The organism is Streptomyces sp. CA-106110, from assembly GCF_050936285.1.
Classification (GTDB): Bacteria; Actinomycetota; Actinomycetes; order Streptomycetales; family Streptomycetaceae; genus Streptomyces.
In genome coordinates, this window is record NZ_JBNJNB010000002.1 from 725,682 (window position 1) to 742,424 (window position 16,743).

General features: G+C 67.7%; 8 protein-coding genes and 1 pseudogene. 5 read left to right on the forward strand and 4 right to left on the reverse strand.

Annotation, left to right across the window (positions count from 1 at the left end):
• Window positions 1-91: 91 nt before the first annotated feature.
• Window positions 92-1,078 (reverse strand): 2,3-diaminopropionate biosynthesis protein SbnA, encoded by a 987-nt coding sequence (gene sbnA / locus ACQEXA_RS60945; RefSeq protein ID WP_359408948.1) that lies wholly within the window; start codon window positions 1,076-1,078, stop codon window positions 92-94.
• A 559-nt stretch (window positions 1,079-1,637) separates the two neighbouring features.
• On the opposite strand from sbnA, the gene ACQEXA_RS60950 reads away from it, so the two are divergent.
• The 4 genes from ACQEXA_RS60950 (at window position 1,638) to ACQEXA_RS60965 (ending at window position 9,114) form a co-directional block, all read left to right on the forward strand.
• The gene (locus ACQEXA_RS60950; RefSeq protein ID WP_433135268.1) at window positions 1,638-4,226 is read left to right on the forward strand and encodes a Pls/PosA family non-ribosomal peptide synthetase; all 2,589 of its coding nucleotides are present in this window, start codon (window positions 1,638-1,640) and stop codon (window positions 4,224-4,226) included.
• Window positions 4,227-4,263: 37 nt separating this feature from the next.
• Window positions 4,264-6,777, forward strand: coding sequence for a non-ribosomal peptide synthetase (locus ACQEXA_RS60955; RefSeq protein WP_433135269.1), 2,514 nt, complete (start codon window positions 4,264-4,266; stop codon window positions 6,775-6,777).
• Window positions 6,778-6,927: 150 nt separating this feature from the next.
• On the forward strand, window positions 6,928-7,962 hold the full coding sequence (gene sbnB / locus ACQEXA_RS60960; RefSeq protein WP_433135270.1) for a 2,3-diaminopropionate biosynthesis protein SbnB: 1,035 nt from the start codon (window positions 6,928-6,930) through the stop codon (window positions 7,960-7,962).
• 921 nt (window positions 7,963-8,883) lie between these two features.
• Window positions 8,884-9,114, forward strand: a complete 231-nt coding sequence (locus ACQEXA_RS60965) for a response regulator transcription factor (protein ID WP_141365842.1) — start codon at window positions 8,884-8,886, stop codon at window positions 9,112-9,114.
• 136 nt (window positions 9,115-9,250) lie between these two features.
• Here ACQEXA_RS60965 and ACQEXA_RS60970 read toward each other — a convergent pair whose 3' ends face one another.
• From ACQEXA_RS60970 to ACQEXA_RS60980, 3 genes are all read right to left on the reverse strand, one after another.
• Window positions 9,251-9,721 carry a GNAT family N-acetyltransferase gene (locus ACQEXA_RS60970; RefSeq protein ID WP_433135271.1) on the reverse strand — a complete coding sequence of 157 codons (471 nt, stop codon included), beginning with the start codon at window positions 9,719-9,721 and terminating at the stop codon, window positions 9,251-9,253.
• Window positions 9,722-11,842: 2,121 nt separating this feature from the next.
• A complete protein-coding gene (locus ACQEXA_RS60975) occupies window positions 11,843-13,927 on the reverse strand; it encodes a serine/threonine-protein kinase (protein ID WP_432941652.1) in 2,085 nt (694 codons plus the stop codon).
• A gap of 1,197 nt (window positions 13,928-15,124) precedes the next feature.
• A complete protein-coding gene (locus ACQEXA_RS60980; RefSeq protein ID WP_433135272.1) occupies window positions 15,125-15,505 on the reverse strand; it encodes a hypothetical protein in 381 nt (126 codons plus the stop codon).
• Window positions 15,506-15,991: 486 nt separating this feature from the next.
• On the opposite strand from ACQEXA_RS60980, the pseudogene ACQEXA_RS60985 reads away from it, so the two are divergent.
• Window positions 15,992-16,651: pseudogene (locus ACQEXA_RS60985) on the forward strand (IS256 family transposase); the annotation flags it as partial.
• Window positions 16,652-16,743 lie beyond the last annotated feature (92 nt).

The window sequence follows — 16,743 nt, forward strand, 5'->3', positions numbered from 1 at the left end:
CGCAGGAGTCCGATTCCTCCCCGGCCTGAAGGCCGGGGCATCCTCGGAGGAACCCGGTGAGCAGGAGGATCGCGGCCGCCCTCGGCCGAGGTCAGGCCGGCTGAGGTGCCGTGGTCAGCGACCGCGGGCTGAAGACGTCGTCGCCGCACACGTCCTGCACCCAGGTGGTCCGGTAGACGGTCTCCAGATACCGCTCACCCAGATCCGGGGCGATGGCCGCGGCGGTCAGTTCCCGTCCCTCCTGTCGAGCCAGCCAGGCCATCGCGCCGCTGACCACCGTCCCGGTGGAACCCCCGAACAGGAATCCACGCCTGGCCAGCCGGTGACAGGCCCGGATGGTGTCGGCCTCTTCGACGCGCACCACATCATCGACATAGGACTCGTCCAGCAGCGGGGGGCGCATGCTGGTGCCCAGCCCGGGAATCATCCGGCGGCCGGGGACGCCTCCGAAGGTCACCGAGCCGACGGTGTCGACGGCCACGACGCGTACCGGCCGGTGCCAGGTGCGGAAGTAGCGCGCGCAGCCCATCAGGGTCCCGGTGGTGCCGGCCCCGACGAACAGCACGTCCAGGTCCGGGAACTGCCGGGCGATGGCCGGGGCGGTCCGTTGGTAGTGGGCCGTGCTGTTGCCGGGGTTGGCGTACTGGTTGAGCCACACATAGCGCTCGTCAAAGGCGCACAGCGCCTGGACGTGGTCGATGCGCGCGCCGAGGAGCCCGCCGACGGGGTCGGGTTCGGTGATGACGTGGACCTGGCTGCCCAGGGCCTCCATCGTCATCCTGGTCGCCAGGTTGCAGCGGGAGTCGGTCACGCACACAAACCGGTATCCCTTGTTGGCCGCGATCACGCTCAGGGCCACGCCCAGGTTGCCCGAGGATGACTCGACCAGAACCGAGTCGGGTGTCAGCAGTCCGTCGCGTTCGGCGGTCTCGACCATTTCGGTGGCGGCTTTGAGTTTGATCGAGCCGGCGAAATTGAATCCCTCGCACTTGAGGAACAACGGGTGCTCGAAGATTCCCTCGAGGTCGACGTAGAGGTCGTCCTCGTTGAAGGCCTGGGGGGTGGATATGACAGGCATGTCGTTTCCTCGCGGCTGCAGGGGGCTCCCTGTGGTCGATCCGTCTCTGTGCCGTACAGGGAGAAATTCGGCGGCGAGCGGCGGCTCGCCGGAATGTCTCCAGTACGCCCGGATCGGAGCAGCTGTGTCATGCCACCGAAATTCGGGGCTTGACACGCGCCCTGTGCGCGCATATGCGGCGCGGCGGGGTCCGGTTGTTGCGGCACCGGGATCGACGGCCGCTTTCCGGGCCCGGTCCCCATCGGTTGGGCGCCCTGTGTCCTGCCCCGCGGTCCCCGTCCGTGAGGCGCCGTGCGGGACGGTGGCGTGCGGTGCGATTGCCGGGTGCTTCGCCTGCGGATTGATCGGGTGCCGTGCAACGCGGTCGTGGGCGGCGCGGCGTGCGCGGGGATCAGGGGGCCGCGGTGCGGCGGGCATGAAGTGGCTCGTTATCAATGCCGGATTTCGATGTCAAGTCCCGAAATTCCGGAACAGGACAGGAACTCTTCGGACGGGCCTACTGAAGAGGCGGGCGTCACGAATCCGTGCGCTCTGACCGAAATATCGTCGAGGAGTTCTCGTGCTAGACGAAACGGCGGATGCCATTGCGGCCGATCCGGCTGACATCTCGGCCTTCCAGGACGATGGGGCGGCGGCCGGTTCGGCGGCCGGCGCCGAGAGGCTTCTGGCTGAGGTGCTGGCCGGCGTCGTGGGTGTGGAGCAGGTGCCGCCCCGCAGTCACTTCTTCAACGACCTGGGCGCGGATTCCCTGGTGATGGCGCGGTTTTGTGCGCGGGTGAGGAAGCGGGGGGATCTGCCGGCGGTGTCGATGAAGGACATCTACCGGTACCCGACCGTCCGGAGCCTGGCCGTTGCGCTCTGCGGCGCAGCGCCTGCTCCCGTCCCGTCCCCGTCTGCGCTCGTGGGGGCGTCGGCACCGGCGCGGGCACCGGCCGGTGCAAGGGCTCCGGCCGGTGCAGGGCGGTACGTGGTCTGCGGAGTGCTGCAGGCCGTGTTCTTCCTGGGCTATTGCCTGCTTGCCGCCTTCGCCGCGGTCGCAGGCTACGCATGGATCCGCGCGGGCTCGGGTCTGTTCGACCTCTACCTGCGGTCGGTTCTGTGCGCCGGCGGGGGTTTCCTGGGGCTGTGCGCCTTCCCGGTCGTGGCGAAATGGACGCTCATCGGCCGCTGGCGAGCAGGCGAGTTCCCCCTGTGGGGGGGGAAGTATCTGCGTTTCTGGGTCGTCAAGACCCTGATCCGCACAAGTCCCCTGCGGCTGTTCGTCGGTTCACCGCTGTACGTGCTCTGTCTCAGGGCGCTCGGCGCGCGGATCGGCCAAGGCGTCACGATCCTTACCCGCACGATCCCGGTCTGCGCCGACCTGCTCACCGTCGGTGACGGTACGGTCATCCGCAAGGACGTGCTGCTGTCCTGCTACCGCGCCCACGGCGGGCTGATCCAGACCGGCCGGGTCACGCTCGGCAGCAAGGTGCTCGTCGGCGAGCACACGGTCCTCGACATCGAAACAAAGATGGGCGACGGCGCCCAACTGGGCCATGCCTCCTCCCTGCACGGCGGGCAGGCGGTGCCCGCCGGCGAACGCTGGCACGGCTCGCCGGCGCAGCCGACCGACGTGGACTACGGGGGGGTCGGCCCGGCCGACTGCCCCACCCGCAAGAGGGCCGCGTACGGTGTCCTGCAACTGCTGGGTCTGCTGGTGGTGTGGCTGCCGCTGGCGATGGGCGGCGTGAGCGCCCTGCCGGCCGGCGTCCCGCTGCTTCACCCGCTGGTGGACCCCCGGCCGGTGGCCGGCCCGGCGTTCTTCGTCGATGCCCTGATCATCTCCTTGACGATGCTCTGCGGCTCGACACTCGCCGGTCTCCTGGTCCTGGGCACCGTGCCGCGTGTCCTCAACAGGGCCATCAAGCCCGGCAGGCTCTATCCGTTGTACGGCTTCCACTACGGCATCCAGCGGGTGATCGCGCTGATGACCAACAGGAAGTTCTTCACCACGCTCTTCGGCGACAGCTCCGGCATCGTCCACTACCTGCGCTACCTCGGATACGACCTGTCCCGCATCGAGCAGACCGGGTCGAACTTCGGCACCGAGGTACAGCACGACAACCCGTACCTGAGCTCCGTCGGCACCGGCACCATGATCGCCGACGGTCTGTCCCTCATGAACGCCGACTTCTCCAGCACGTCCTTCCGTGTGTCCCGCGCGTCGATCGGGCCCCGGAACTTCCTCGGGAACCGCGTCGCCTACCCCTCACAGGGCAAGACCGGCGACAACTGCCTGCTCGCCACGAAAGTCATGGTCCCCACCGATGGTCCGGTGCGTGAAGGCGTGGGCCTGCTGGGCTCACCCAGCTTCGAGATACCACGCACCGTGCTGCGGGACAACAGGTTCAACCCTCTGCAGAGCGGCGACGAGCTGCGCCGCCGCCTGGCCGCCAAGAACAGGCACAATGCCGCAACCGCCGGCCTGTACCTGTTGGCGAGGTGGAGCCACCTCTTCGTGATCACCCTTGTCACCATGGGCGCGGCCCGCCTCTATCCCTTGCTCGGTGCACCGGCGATCGCCCTGGCCACCGTCCTCACCTTCACGTTCACCGTCGTCCACTTCGCGCTGATCGAACGGGCCTCCACCGGCTTTAAAACGCAGCAGCCGCTGTACTGCTCGATCTATGAACCCTGCTTCTGGCACCACGAACGCTTTTGGAAGATGGCGTCGGTCGACTACATCCAGGTCTTCAACGGCACCCCCTTCAAGAACGTCATCTGGCGGCTTTTGGGGGCCCGGATCGGCAAACGGGTCTTCGACGACGGCTGCTTCCTCCCGGAGCGCACCCTCGTCACCATCGGCGACGACAGCACGCTGAACGCCGGGACCGTGATCCAGTGCCACTCACAGGAGGACGGCGCCTTCAAGTCCGACCGCAGCGCCCTCGGCAGCGGTTGCACCCTCGGGGTCGGCGCCTTCGTCCACTACGGCGTGACGATCGGCGACGGCGCCGTGCTTGCCCCCGACTCCTTCCTCATGAAGGGCGAGGAAATCCCCCCGCACGCCCAGTGGGCGGGCAACCCGGCCCACGACATGCCGGGCGGCGAGATCCCCCTCGAGGAGGGCCCGCAAGCCGACGCCGCCGCCCGGGCCCATGGCACCTGACACCGCGACACCGGCCACAAGCAGAGGAAACGAACCGATGGCAACGCACCCGAACCCCACCCGAAACGGCCTGGAGTATTGGCGCGAGGTACTGGCAGCCGGCGGATTCACCCCCGTCCCACGCTGGACCCTCCACCCGGTGCCCGGCGTGGGCCGGTACGAGACACACGTCCCCGAAGGCATCGCCACCGCCCTGTGCCGGCTGGCCGGCGAACTGGCGATACCGCTTGACTCTCTTGTGCTGGCGGCGCACGCCAAGGTGCTCGCGGCGCTGTCCGCCGAGCAGCAGATCACCACCGGCTACGTCACCCGCGGCGGCAACCTGCTGCCCTGCCGGCTCACCACCGCACCCGCCTCATGGAGACAACTGCTGCACACCACCCACCAGGCGATGGCTGAACTGCTGACGCACCAGGATGTTCCGGCCTCGGACATCGACCACCTCAAGCGCGAACTGGGCCTGATCGGGCCGTTGTTCGAGACCGTTCTCGATCCCACCACGATCGACGGGGACCTCACCGGGGACACGACGCTGCGGGTGGGCGTCCGGCCCCACGACGGCCGACTCGTGCTGCGCTTGCGCTACCGCACCGACCGACTCGACGCCGACGCCGCCGCCCGCATCGCCGGCTATCACGTGAGGGCACTTGCGCTGATCACCGCCGACCCCGATGCAGAACACGCGCGCCAGAGCCTGCTGTCCGATGAGGAACTGCGCTTCCAGCTCGACCGAGGGGCCGGACCGAAAAGAAGGCTGCCGGACGCGAGGGTGCATGAACTGTTCGAGGACCGGGTGCGGATGCACCCGGATGCCATCGCCGCCGTGCACGCCGATGGGCAGTGGACCTATGCGGAGCTCAACGCCCGGGCAAACCGGCTGGCCCGCGCCCTCGCAGGACGCGGACTCGCGGCCGAGGATGTCGTCGCGGTGGTGACCGAACGCAACGTGGACTGGCTCGCCGCCGTCCTCGCGGTCTTCAAATCCGGAGGCGCCTACCTCCCCATCGAGCCGCACTTCCCGGCCGAACGCATCGCTGCCGTCCTCTCCCGCGCCGACTGCACCCTGGTGCTGACCGAACCCGGCAGCACCACCACCCTCGACCAGGCACTGAAGTCCCGGCCCGGCGTCGAGAGGCTCTTCGTCGAGGCGGCCTGCGAAGAAACCCACGCAGACGACGATCTCGGCATCCACGTCACGCCCGACCAACTGGCATACATCTACTTCACCTCCGGCTCGACCGGTGAGCCCAAAGGCGCCATGTGCGAACACGCCGGCCTACTCAACCACCTCTACGCCAAGATCGACGACCTCCACATCGGCGAAGGGCAGGTGGTCGTCCAGACCGCCCCGCAGTGCTTCGACATCTCCCTGTGGCAGTTGCTGTGCGCCCTGCTGACCGGTGGGCGAACCCTGCTGGTCGAACAGGACGCCATCCTCGACATCCCCCGATTCCTCGACACCGTCACCGACAACAGGGCCACCGTCGTGCAGCTCGTGCCCTCCTACCTCGAAGCCGTCCTGACCGAGCTCGAACAGCGCCCCCGGGCGCTGCCCGACCTGCGATACCTCTCGGTCACCGGGGAGGCACTGAAGAAGGAGACCGCCGAGCGCTGGTTCACCGCCCAGCCCCACATCGCGCTGGTCAACGCCTACGGGCTCACCGAGACCTCGGACGACACCACTCACGACGTCATGCACCGAGCGCCGCAACGCATCCTGCTCGGCCGCCCGGTCAACAACGTGCACGTCTACGTCGTCGACGAACACCTCGCACCCGTGCCCCTGGGCGCCCCGGGCGTGATCGCGTTCTCCGGGGTCTGTGTCGGCCGTGGATACATCAACGATCCCGAACGCACGCGAGCGGCCTACCTGGCCGATCCGCAACACGCCGGCACCCGGCTCTATCTCGGCGGCGACTACGGGCGCTGGCATCCTTCGGGGAGACTGGAGTTCCTCGGCCGCCGCGACGCCCAGGTCAAGATCCGCGGGTTCCGGATCGAGATCGGCGAGATCGAGAACGCGCTGCTGCGCCTGCCCGGTATCCGCGACGGCGCGGTGGTGGTGGCCGAACGCTCCGATCAGAGCAAGCACCTGGTCGCCTTCTACCGCGCCGCGGGGCCCGTCGACCCCAAAACCCTCGACGACCTGCTGGGTGCGTCGTTGCCCACCTACATGGTCCCGGCCACCTTCCACTGGCGCGCGAGCCTGCCGCTGACCGCCAACAGCAAGATCGACAAGAAGACACTGACGGCGCTCGCCACACAACTCGCCACCAGCGGGGACGATCACGAGGCGCCGGCCACACCGACCGAGCAGCGGCTGGCGGCCGCCTGGGGGCACGTCCTTGGCGTGCCACAGGACCACATCAAACGCCGCGACCACTTCTTCGACCGCGGCGGCACCTCCCTCTCGGCGGTGAAACTCGCCGTGGTCCTGGACCGCGCCGTGGCCCTCAAAGACGTCATCGCACACCCGGTCCTCACCGACCTCGCCGCCCTGGTCGACCACCGACGCGAGCTCCACGCAACCAAACCAGCGACCTCCCGTTGAACCGCACCACAAGGAAAAGCACCATGCCGCACCCGACACCGGCCGTCCTCACCGTGAAGCCCGAATCCCGGCACACCCCCGATCCCGCACGAAAGCGGCGAGATGAGCCCCCCCAAGACCACCCTCTCTTCCACGGCCATGGAGCCCGTCATGTCCCAGCCGCACACCGCGCCCCCGTTCGCAGTGATCTCCGGCGCCCAGGTCCAGCACGCCCTGCAGGACAGGCAAGCGCAGATCGTGGACCTCATCGAGGCCACCTACCGGCTGCACGCCGCAGGGCAGTCGGTCAACCCCCCCTCCTCCTTCCTGCGCTTCACCGACCGACCCACCTCCCGGATCATCGCGCTGCCCGCCTCGATCGGCGGAGCGGCACAGGTGGACGGCCTCAAATGGATCTCCAGCTTCCCCGACAACGTCCAGGCCGGCACCCCCAGGGCGTCCGCGGTCCTGATCCTCAACGATCACGACACCGGCTACCCCTTCGCCTGCCTGGAAAGCTCCATCATCAGCGCCACCAGAACCGCCGCATCCGCAGCACTGGCCGCCGACCACCTCACCCGCAACCGGCAACGCCCCACCCGCATCGGGTTCGTCGGTACGGGCCTGATCGCCCGCTACATCCACACCTTCCTGACCGCCGTGGGCTGGTCCTTCGACGAGACCGGCGCCCACGACCTGTCCCACCGCAGCGCAGCGGAATTCTGCGACCACCTCCAACAGACCGGCACCGCCGCACGGATCACCACACACCACAGCCCCGAGGACCTCATCCGCTCCAGCGACCTCGTCGTGTTCGCCACCGTCGCACGCCAGCCACACGTCAGCGACCCGGCCTGGTTCCACCACAACCCACTGGTTCTGCACGTGTCCCTGCGCGACCTGGCCCCGGAGATCATCCTCGCCTCAACCAACATCGTCGACGACGTCGAACACTGCCTCACCGCCGACACCTCCCCACACCTGGCCGAACAGCTCACCGGCAACCGCGGCTTCCTGCACGGCACACTCGCCGACGTCATGAGCAAACGAGTGACGCCCCCCACCGGCCGACCCGTGGTCTTCTCCCCGTTCGGCCTCGGCGTACTCGACCTCGCCGTCGGCAAATACGTCTACGACCAGACCGCCCGCTCCGGACAACTCAACGTGATCGAGGACTTCTTCCACGACCTGCGCCGCCACGGATGACCCGCCCACACCACCGTTCCCAGAGACCGAGCGGGAGTCCCGTTGCCAGGACTCATGCTCAGCCGAACGCCCCGAACAGTGTTGGGCGTTCTGGTCCCACCGCGTTCGCTCCGCGTCCGGCGCGCACGGATCGTGTCCGTGGTCCGCGGCCGGCTTTCCCCGCAGCGTCGGGAAGCCGGCCCCTCCAGAAGCGACCGCATGGAAGCAAGGCCCGCACAAGAAGACCTCCGCACTGCGCGCCGCCGGATGCGCCCGGCTCCCCCGGATGGCGGCACAACCACCGACACCGCCGCCACAAACAGCCCCCGTCACGCCCTGCGGCCCCACCACCGGCCCGCCACACGGTGGGCACCGAACCGCACACATGGGTGTGGCCGGCCGGCACGGTCACTCGACTGCGCCGGCCGGCCACACCCTCATCCGGCCACCCGACGGGCCCCGCAGCACGCCCCGGCACCGACCCTCCCCGGCTCCGTCAGGCCCCCGAAGGGGGCCTCAAGCCGTGTTGTTGCCGTTACCGCCGCCGTTGCCGTTGCCGGTATTGGCATTCCCGTTCGCGCTGCCGTTACCACTGTTGTTCCCGTTGGTGTTGTTGATCACGATGATCACACCGCCCCCGATGCATTGATGGGCGGCAGGAAATCGCCAACCGCAAGATCGAAGAGCTGCTGTGCGAATACGAGTGATGAGGCACAGAGCCATTAGCCCCCGGTCCGTATGGCCGGGGGCTTCGTCGTGTACCAGCCGCACGCCCTCGGCCTGTGGTTGCCAGTAGCACCTACCGCGTCGGGTTCCGTTCCGCCTTTCCCTGTGACGCGCCTGTGACAGTCGGCGGACACGGCCATGACGTCCGGCGAGCAATCTGGAGAAACAAGGGCAAATCGCCCTAAACGGTCAGATCCCTCACCGGAGGACAGCACCATGAGCGCCACCCTCGCCATTCCGCACATCGAAGCCCCCGCCCCCGCGCTGGCTCCGCGTGAGCGTGAGACGCTCCGGCACATCGCCGCTGGCCGTACCTACCTCCAGACCGCCCGCCACATGGGCCTCTCCACCCACACTGTGGACGCCTACCTGCGCCGTATCCGGGCCAAGCTCAACATCACCAACACCGCCGAACTGACCCGCGTGGCCATCGCCCTGGGTCTGTGACCCAGGGGGCCGCGACCGGCTCCCCGTCGACCCGCGCATGCCGGCGGCGGTGGGGGTTCTGGCGCAGTCCGCGGACCGGACGCCGGACGTCGCCGCAGCTTCTGAGGTCAAACCGTCCGCGCTTCCGTAAAACAGCTCACCGAGCGGGGAAGGTGAGTCGCAGAACGATCTCGCCGTCGTCGATCTCCCCGGTGGGCTCGAACCCGAACTTCTGATAGAAGGGCCACGGTTCGCCGTCGCCGGGCTCGTAGCTGGTCGGCAGCTCGGTGGCGCCGTCCGCGCGAACCAGAGTGGCGACCTGCATGAGCGCCTCTTGGCCGATTCCTCGCCCCTGGTACCGCTTGTCGACGAGGAGGCGCCAGAGGAAGTGTCGCCCTTTGTAAGGACCGGCCGGCGGTTTCCACGACAGCATCACGAAGCCGACTGGCTCATCGCCGCGGTACACGGCGCGGTACCAGGGATTGGCCTCCGGTTTCTTCGCCGCCTCCTTGAGTGACTGGGACACGGAGGCGACGAATTGCTTCTGGTTACGTCGGACGCGGAGGGCACGGACGGCATCCCGGTCGTCGTCGGTGATCTCCTGTAGGTGCACGCCCGGGGAACTCATGCCACACCCCTTCCGCATCCGGCAGCTGCGCCGTCCGGGCCTACGTGAAGAGCCGCCACCGGGCGGCATTCCGCGTTATCGAGGCCGTCAGGTCGGACGTCTTCGCAGCGTATTCGACACAGGCGATCTGGAGCGGGACTGGCACGCCGGGCTGTGACCGCGTCCAAGGCAGCTCCTCGCGGAGAGCAACTCGGCCTGACGTGGCGATGCGCATGCGCAGCCCCCTTCGTCAGTTAGATGGGCTGACCTGGGCAAACGCTCCAAGATCCTGTCCACAAATAGTCCACAGACCCCGTCCTAGGGCCGCTCAGCGCTGCATACGGCTGCACAAACAAGAAGACCCCGCACTCAGCGTTTTCGCTGGTGGCGGGGTCTTTTGGCACCTTCTTCGAGGTGCCCCCGGCAGGATTCGAACCTGCGCACAGCTGGCCTCTCCCACGGGTCCATATGTGCATGACCCTGTAGTCGGAGGTCGTACGTGTACCAAGTGCCGTTGACCAGGGCCTTGGCGGCGCTCGTCACAAGGAAGGGATACGTGATCTGCGCGGGGGCCTGCTGTCCTGTCGAGAGCAGCCAGTGGCGACCCACGCCCCACTCCTCATCGCTCTCGACGGTGCTGGCGATCAGGGTCGTCTTGACGCCCTCCTGCGACTGGACCGCAGAAGACCGGGCGGGGAACCTTCAAGCTTCCCGACGGGCCGCCAGTCCCCCCCAGACGCGCCGTCCGCCGCGAGGACGTCCTCGCCATCATGCAGACCGACCCCGCCCGCGACTGGCGCCCCCGCGACATCGCGACCGCGCTGCCGACCGCCACCGAGAACACCTTTGCCTTGCACATGAGCACCTGGGCCCGCAAGAACCTGCTGGTCAAGGTCCAGGGACCTACAGGCTCACCAGTTGGATTAGCGAACCGTAGTGAACCTGTGGCAGAGTGCTATGCGCAAGCCCGGCGCCCAGGCGACGTCGGGCACCCTCCTCGGTCGGGTCTTGCGGCCCGGTCGACCAGCGTCCGGAGGGACGTGCCACGCGGGCTGGCGGCTCCTGTCGTTCAGTACCAGGGCACGAAGGCGATTGGCTCCCAAGGCTGAGTAACGCTCAGGCTCGCTGCCAATCAGAGACGCTCCCCGTCCCACCCCGGCTCGCAGTCCCGCACACCCACCTTCACGGTGAACCCTCCAACGGCCCAAGCCGCTTGACAAACAGCCGCAGACCCTTCCTTTCACGGTATTGCCATGCTCGACGACCGGAGTGTCGGTCACGACCCGCTCACAACCGGCCACCGACGGCTTCTAACAGCCCGGCGGGTTCTGGGGGCCCGCGCAGTCCGCGCTCAGCGATTCCGCCGTGGCCTTCGTTGTCTGAGGCATTGCTTCAGCACTCGTCACGCCCACCGCTCCGGCGAGCAGCGCAGCAACGCAAAACGCACCGACGAGGTGTCGGATGCGCTTCCGGACGCCTGTCACCATGATGATCCCCCTTGGCTTGGGGTGATGGATTACTCCTGATTTGTCAGATTAGTACTACAGCTTGGTGCCGCAGTCGGACCGCTGTCAACGGCCTGGAGGTGGGGCGGGTGCGGTAGTGGGGCGGTCTTTGCGGGCCGTCCCGCGATCGTGTGCCCCTGCCGCATGTAGTGGCGACACTCCGGACAGCCCACCCACGTGATCGATGACAACTGGACCCCTCCCACGCGACGGTCCCACAGACAGAGACGAGGAAGATCCACAAGGGAAACACCTCGTCCCTGCCCGCCTACGACCCGAGGATCCCTGGAGAACCCGACCCCAGCGTCGGGCCGCAGCCATCCCTCCCCCGGCGACCAACAGCCGAAAACCACCGGCCCACCGCGACCAACTCGACTCCGCCGCCCCAAGCGAAAAGGGGAGGCTCACCAGTTGGATGAGCGAAGCGTAGTGAACCTGTGGCAGAGTGCTACGCGCACGCTCGGCGCCCAGGCGACGTCGGGCACCCTCCTCGGTCGGGATCTTGCGGCCCGGTCGACCAGCGTCCGCAGGGACGTGCCACCCGGGCTGGCGGCTCCTGTCGTTCAGTACCAGGGCACGAAGGCGATTGACTCCCAAGGCTGAGCAACGCTCAGGCTCGCTAAGCCAATCAGAGACGCTAGAACTTGATCACCGACACCGAGGCCGAGCCGGAGTTGGCCGTGTAGGCCCGGCGTCCGTCCGGGGAGACCACCACCCACACCGGGTACCTGTCGACATCGATGGGGTTGCCCACGGTGCGGTTGGTGGCGGTGTCGATCACCGACACCGAATCCGAGCCGGCATTGGCCACGTAGGCCCGGCGTCCGTCCGGGGAGACCGCCACCCCGACTGGCATCTTGCCGACACCGATGGGGTTGCCCACGGTGCGGTTGGTGGCGGTGTCGATCACCGACACCGAATCCGAGCCGGAGTTGGCCGTGTAGGTCCGGCGTCCGTCCGGAGAGACCGCCACCCCGACTGGCTTCTTGCCGACACCGATGGGGTTGCCCATGGTGCGGTTGGTGGCGGTGTCGATCACCGACACCGAATCCGAGCCGGCATTGGCCACGTAGGCCCGGCGTCCGTCCGGGGAGACCGCCACCCCGTACGGCTTCTTGCCGACACCGATGGGGTTGCCCATGGTGCGGTTGGTGGCGGTGTCGATCACCGACACCGAATCCGAGCCGGAGTTGGCCGCGTAGACCCAGCGTCCGTCCGGGGACACCGCCACCCCGACTGGGTCCTTGCCGACACCGATGGGGTTGCCCACGGTGCGGTCGGTGGCGGTGTTGATCACCGATACCGAAGCCGAGCCGTAGTTGACCGTGTAGGCCCGGCGTCCGTCCGGGGACAGCGCCACCCCCTGCGGCTTGTCGCCGACGGGAATGGGGTTGCCCACGGTGCGGTTGGTGGCGGTGTCGATCACCGACACCGAAGCCGGGCCGAAGTAGTTGGTCGCGTAGGCCCGGCGCCCGTTCGGCGACACCGCCACCCCGCCCGGAAGGTTGCCGACCTGGATCGAGGACACGGACGGAACGGTGGGACCCGAGGAACGGGACTGTGCCAGGTAGATGCCGCCGCCCGCCGCGGCAAGCGCCGCCAGCGCCACCCCCGCAATGAGCCTGGCCCGTCGGTTTCTGAGCCGCGGCGGGCGGGGCCGCGGCCGGGCCTCGTCCCCTTTGCGCGGCAGCGGTTCCAGGGGCGGGCCGGTCGGTTCCTCCGGCTTGGCCCGCGGTAGGAGCTCGGTCGGCGGGGCCGATTCCTGGGGGCGCGGCCGCTTCGAGGCGGGGGGCTCGGGCGGGGATATGACCGGGGGGAGAGCTGGTTGCTGCCCAGGAGGAGGGTGGGGCTGGGCGGCGATGGGTGTGAGCTGCTGGGTGGCCTCGTCGCCGTCCATCCTGTCCTCGGGGTCTTTGGCCAGCAGCCCGAGGAGGACCGGGGTCAGTTCCCCGGCCCGGCGAAGCGGGGTGCACGGCTCGAACAGCAGGGCGCTGAGCGTGGTGAGGGCGCTGTCACGGTCGAAGGGGCCGATCCCCTCGACCGTGAAATACAGGGTGGCGCCGAGTGAGAACAGGTCGGCGGCTGGGGTGGGTGCCGCGCTGCGGGCCCGTTCGGGGGCCATGAAGCGCGGGGTGCCGAGGATCTCCAGGGTGGCGGTCAGGCGGGTTTCTCCGGAGCTCGGCTCCAGCGAGATGCCGTAGTCGGTCAGCAGCACTTGGCCGCCGCCCTCCGTGGTGCAGGAGGGCTGCGGGCCAGGTTGGGTCAGCAGGATGTTGGCGGGTTTGACGTCCCGGTGCAGGATGCCGAGCCGGTGGCCCTCCAGCAGGGCGTCGAGGACCGCCAGCCCGATCCGGGCGACGTCGGCGGGCGGCAGCGGCCCCTGCTCGCGCACCACCGCCTCCAGGTCCATGGCGCCGGGGACGAACTCCATGACGATCCACGGCAGGCCGTCGGCCTCCACGATGTCGTACACGGTGACGACATGGGGGTGGTTGCGCAGCCGGGCGGCGTGCTGCGCTTCGCCGCGGGCCCGCGCGATCCGGGCGCCCACCTCGTGTTCCGGGACGTCCGGCGGCAGGACGATCTCCTTGAGCGCGACCTCACACGCCAGGTCCTGGTCGTACGCCAGCCACACCCGTCCCATGCCACCGGTACCGAGCCGGCGCAGAAGCCGGTAACGTCCGGTGATCACGCGCCCGGCGGCCTCTTGCGCTCCTGTCATGGCACTCCTCTTGCAGGACGGCCAGCAGGGGGTTCCTCGGCGAGCATTGAAGGGGCCCTCTCCACGTATCGCATATCGCCTGAAGAGTGGCAAGTCACCCAGAACGGGCGTAGCCCGCGGATGTTCCGCGCGGCGGTGTCGGGATCAGGAGCGGGAAAGCGCGATCGCCGAGAAATTTTCATTCCTGTGGATCGGTTGAGGTTGTGCATGCCGTGAGAGAGTGCAGGCGTTCGATGAGCTGACCGCATTCGAAGCGGGTTCCGGCGTTGATGGAAGTAGGGAAAGTTCCACCGCTCGTGCAGCGCCGGTTTTCAAGAGCGTTGCGGTTGTACTACCTCTGGGCCCGGTGACCTGCTGAAACGGCATGCAATGTACCGCCGGTGGACCCTTCTCGGTAACGTCTCGTGACGGTTGGTGATCTTCGTTCGGGTAGTGCGGCCGTGCTCGAGCTGGAGCAGGACGAGGTCGGCGGGGACGAAGCCCGGGCGTAAGGGGCTGACTGTCGACGATCCTGAAAACCGTCGTGGCGCAAGCCACCGTGGGTTCAAATCCCACACCCACCGCGCAGGTGAACGGCCCCTGACCAGTAGAGAGATGGTCGGGGGCCATCGTGCCGGGCGGCGCCCGTCCGCCACCGCGATTCCCCGTGGTTCCCCGTGCGATCGGGCACGGATGGGGCACGGCACCTTCTGATCCGTAGCTCTATGTGGATGGGTCGCGAACGGTCGTACCGGCTGCTTTACAGCCCCAGAGGGACGCTATCGGACGGGGTCGGTCGCTGCGGTTGCTGTACTTCGTTGCTGTAGAGCGTCTCTGATTGGCTTAGCGAGCCTGAGCGTTACTCAGCCTTGGGAGCCAATCGCCTTCGTGCCCTGGTACTGAACGACAGGAGCCGCCAGCCCGCGTGGCACGTCCCTCCGGACGCTGGTCGACCGGGCCGCAAGACCCGACCGAGGAGGGTGCCCGACGTCGCCTGGGCGCCGGGCGTGCGCGCAGCGCTCTGCCACAGGTTCACTACGCTTCGCTCATCCAATTGGTGAGCCTGTTGGCGCTAAGAACCGATGAGCTCGCCGAGCGACCCAAGATCGGGGCTCCGACGCGAGGGTGTGGACCCCGACCGGCGTGGAGGCGAGACCTGCCCGGCCAATGTCTGAAGAGTTGAGGAGCACCCGGAGCTTGAGCGATTACTCCCAGCCCTTACGGCTTCTTGCAGCTGCCCGGGGCGTCACCTTCGCCCATGTCCATGTTGGCGCTGACTTCGGTGTCCGAGTCGAAGTTACGGATGAGTACGACGCTTCGCTCGGGAAGTCGTCCGAGAGCGAACTTGCACAGCTCCATGAGGTTCCCCTCCGTAACGTGCGCCTCGAACTCCGCTTCCTTGACGGAGGAGATCCCGTGCTCCTCCCAGTACTTGACGGCGTCCGCAGGATCGGCGTCGGCACCCAACTCCGTCAGCGCGCCGCCGAGCTCCTCGGCCGATGCGTCGTGGTACTTGCTGTACTTGACGTAGGTCAGACCAGGAAACGTGCGGCTCGTGACCCATGCGGGCACGTCGGTGTTTCCCTCAATCTTCTCCACGGACTTCATCTCCGCCGCTGGCACTGCCGGTTCGGCCTTCGGCTGCGAGCCCTCCCCCGAGCACGCGCTGACGAGAGCAGTCAGAACTACCGCGCCGACCACTGAGAACACCCGTCGCATACCAACCCCTCGTGAAGATCGCATCGGAAGGCAAGCGTCGGCACGTGACGATTGCAGTTGTCTCTGACCTACGTCGCCCCCGGCCGGGCTGAAAGACCGCCCTCAACTGGGAGCTGTACGACGCTGAACGACGTCACGCGCTTGCACTCTGCCTGCGGAGAGGAGATGCGACTCCTGGAGGAGTCGCCGGCCGAAAGTCCGGGGCTGATGTGCTGCGCGCCTCGCCCGGGAGTGTCTAATCAACGGCGGATCTGCTGATCAAGGGAGAGACGCCACGTGAGCGAGATGACGATGGAGCAAGGGTCCGTGGAGGAGTCGGCAGGCAATGCGACGCCATCGGCCGCGTCGGACGAACAGCTCGTCGCGATGCTCGTTGACCGGGCACGTAGTGAGGGACTGCAACTGACTGGCGAGGGCGGGCTGTTGCAGATGCTGACCAAGCGGGTGCTGGAGTCCGCCCTGGAAGGCGAGATCACCGATCACCTCGGCTACGAGAAGCACGATCCGGCCGGGAAGAACAACGGCAACAGCCGCAACGGCACCCGGGCGAAGACCGTACTGACCGACATCGGTCCGGTGGAGGTGAAGGTGCCCCGCGACACCGCCGGCAGCTTCGAGCCGCAGATCGTCAAGAAGCGGCAGCGCCGCCTGACCGGTGTCGACGAGATGGTGCTGTCCCTGTCCGCGAAGGGTCTCACCCACGGGGAGATATCGGCTCATCTCGCCGAGGTGTACGGCGCCGAGGTGTCCAAGCAGACCATCTCCACCATCACTGACAAGGTGATGGACGGCATGGCCGAATGGCAGAACCGGCCGCTCGACCGCGTCTATCCGGTCCTGTTCGTGGACGCTATCAATGTCAAAATCCGCGACGGTCAGGTCGCGAACCGCCCCATCTACGTCGTGATGGCCGTGACCGTGGACGGCACCCGCGACATCCTCGGCATCTGGGCCGGTGACGGCGGCGAGGGCGCGAAGTACTGGCTGCACGTGTTCACCGAGTTGAAGAACCGCGGCCTGGACGACGTGCTGACCTCATGTATTCAGCTATGAAGTGGAACTGACGCCCTGACAGCAGAAGGGTGCCTCTCACCTGCGATGATCTGGATTGCCTAGAT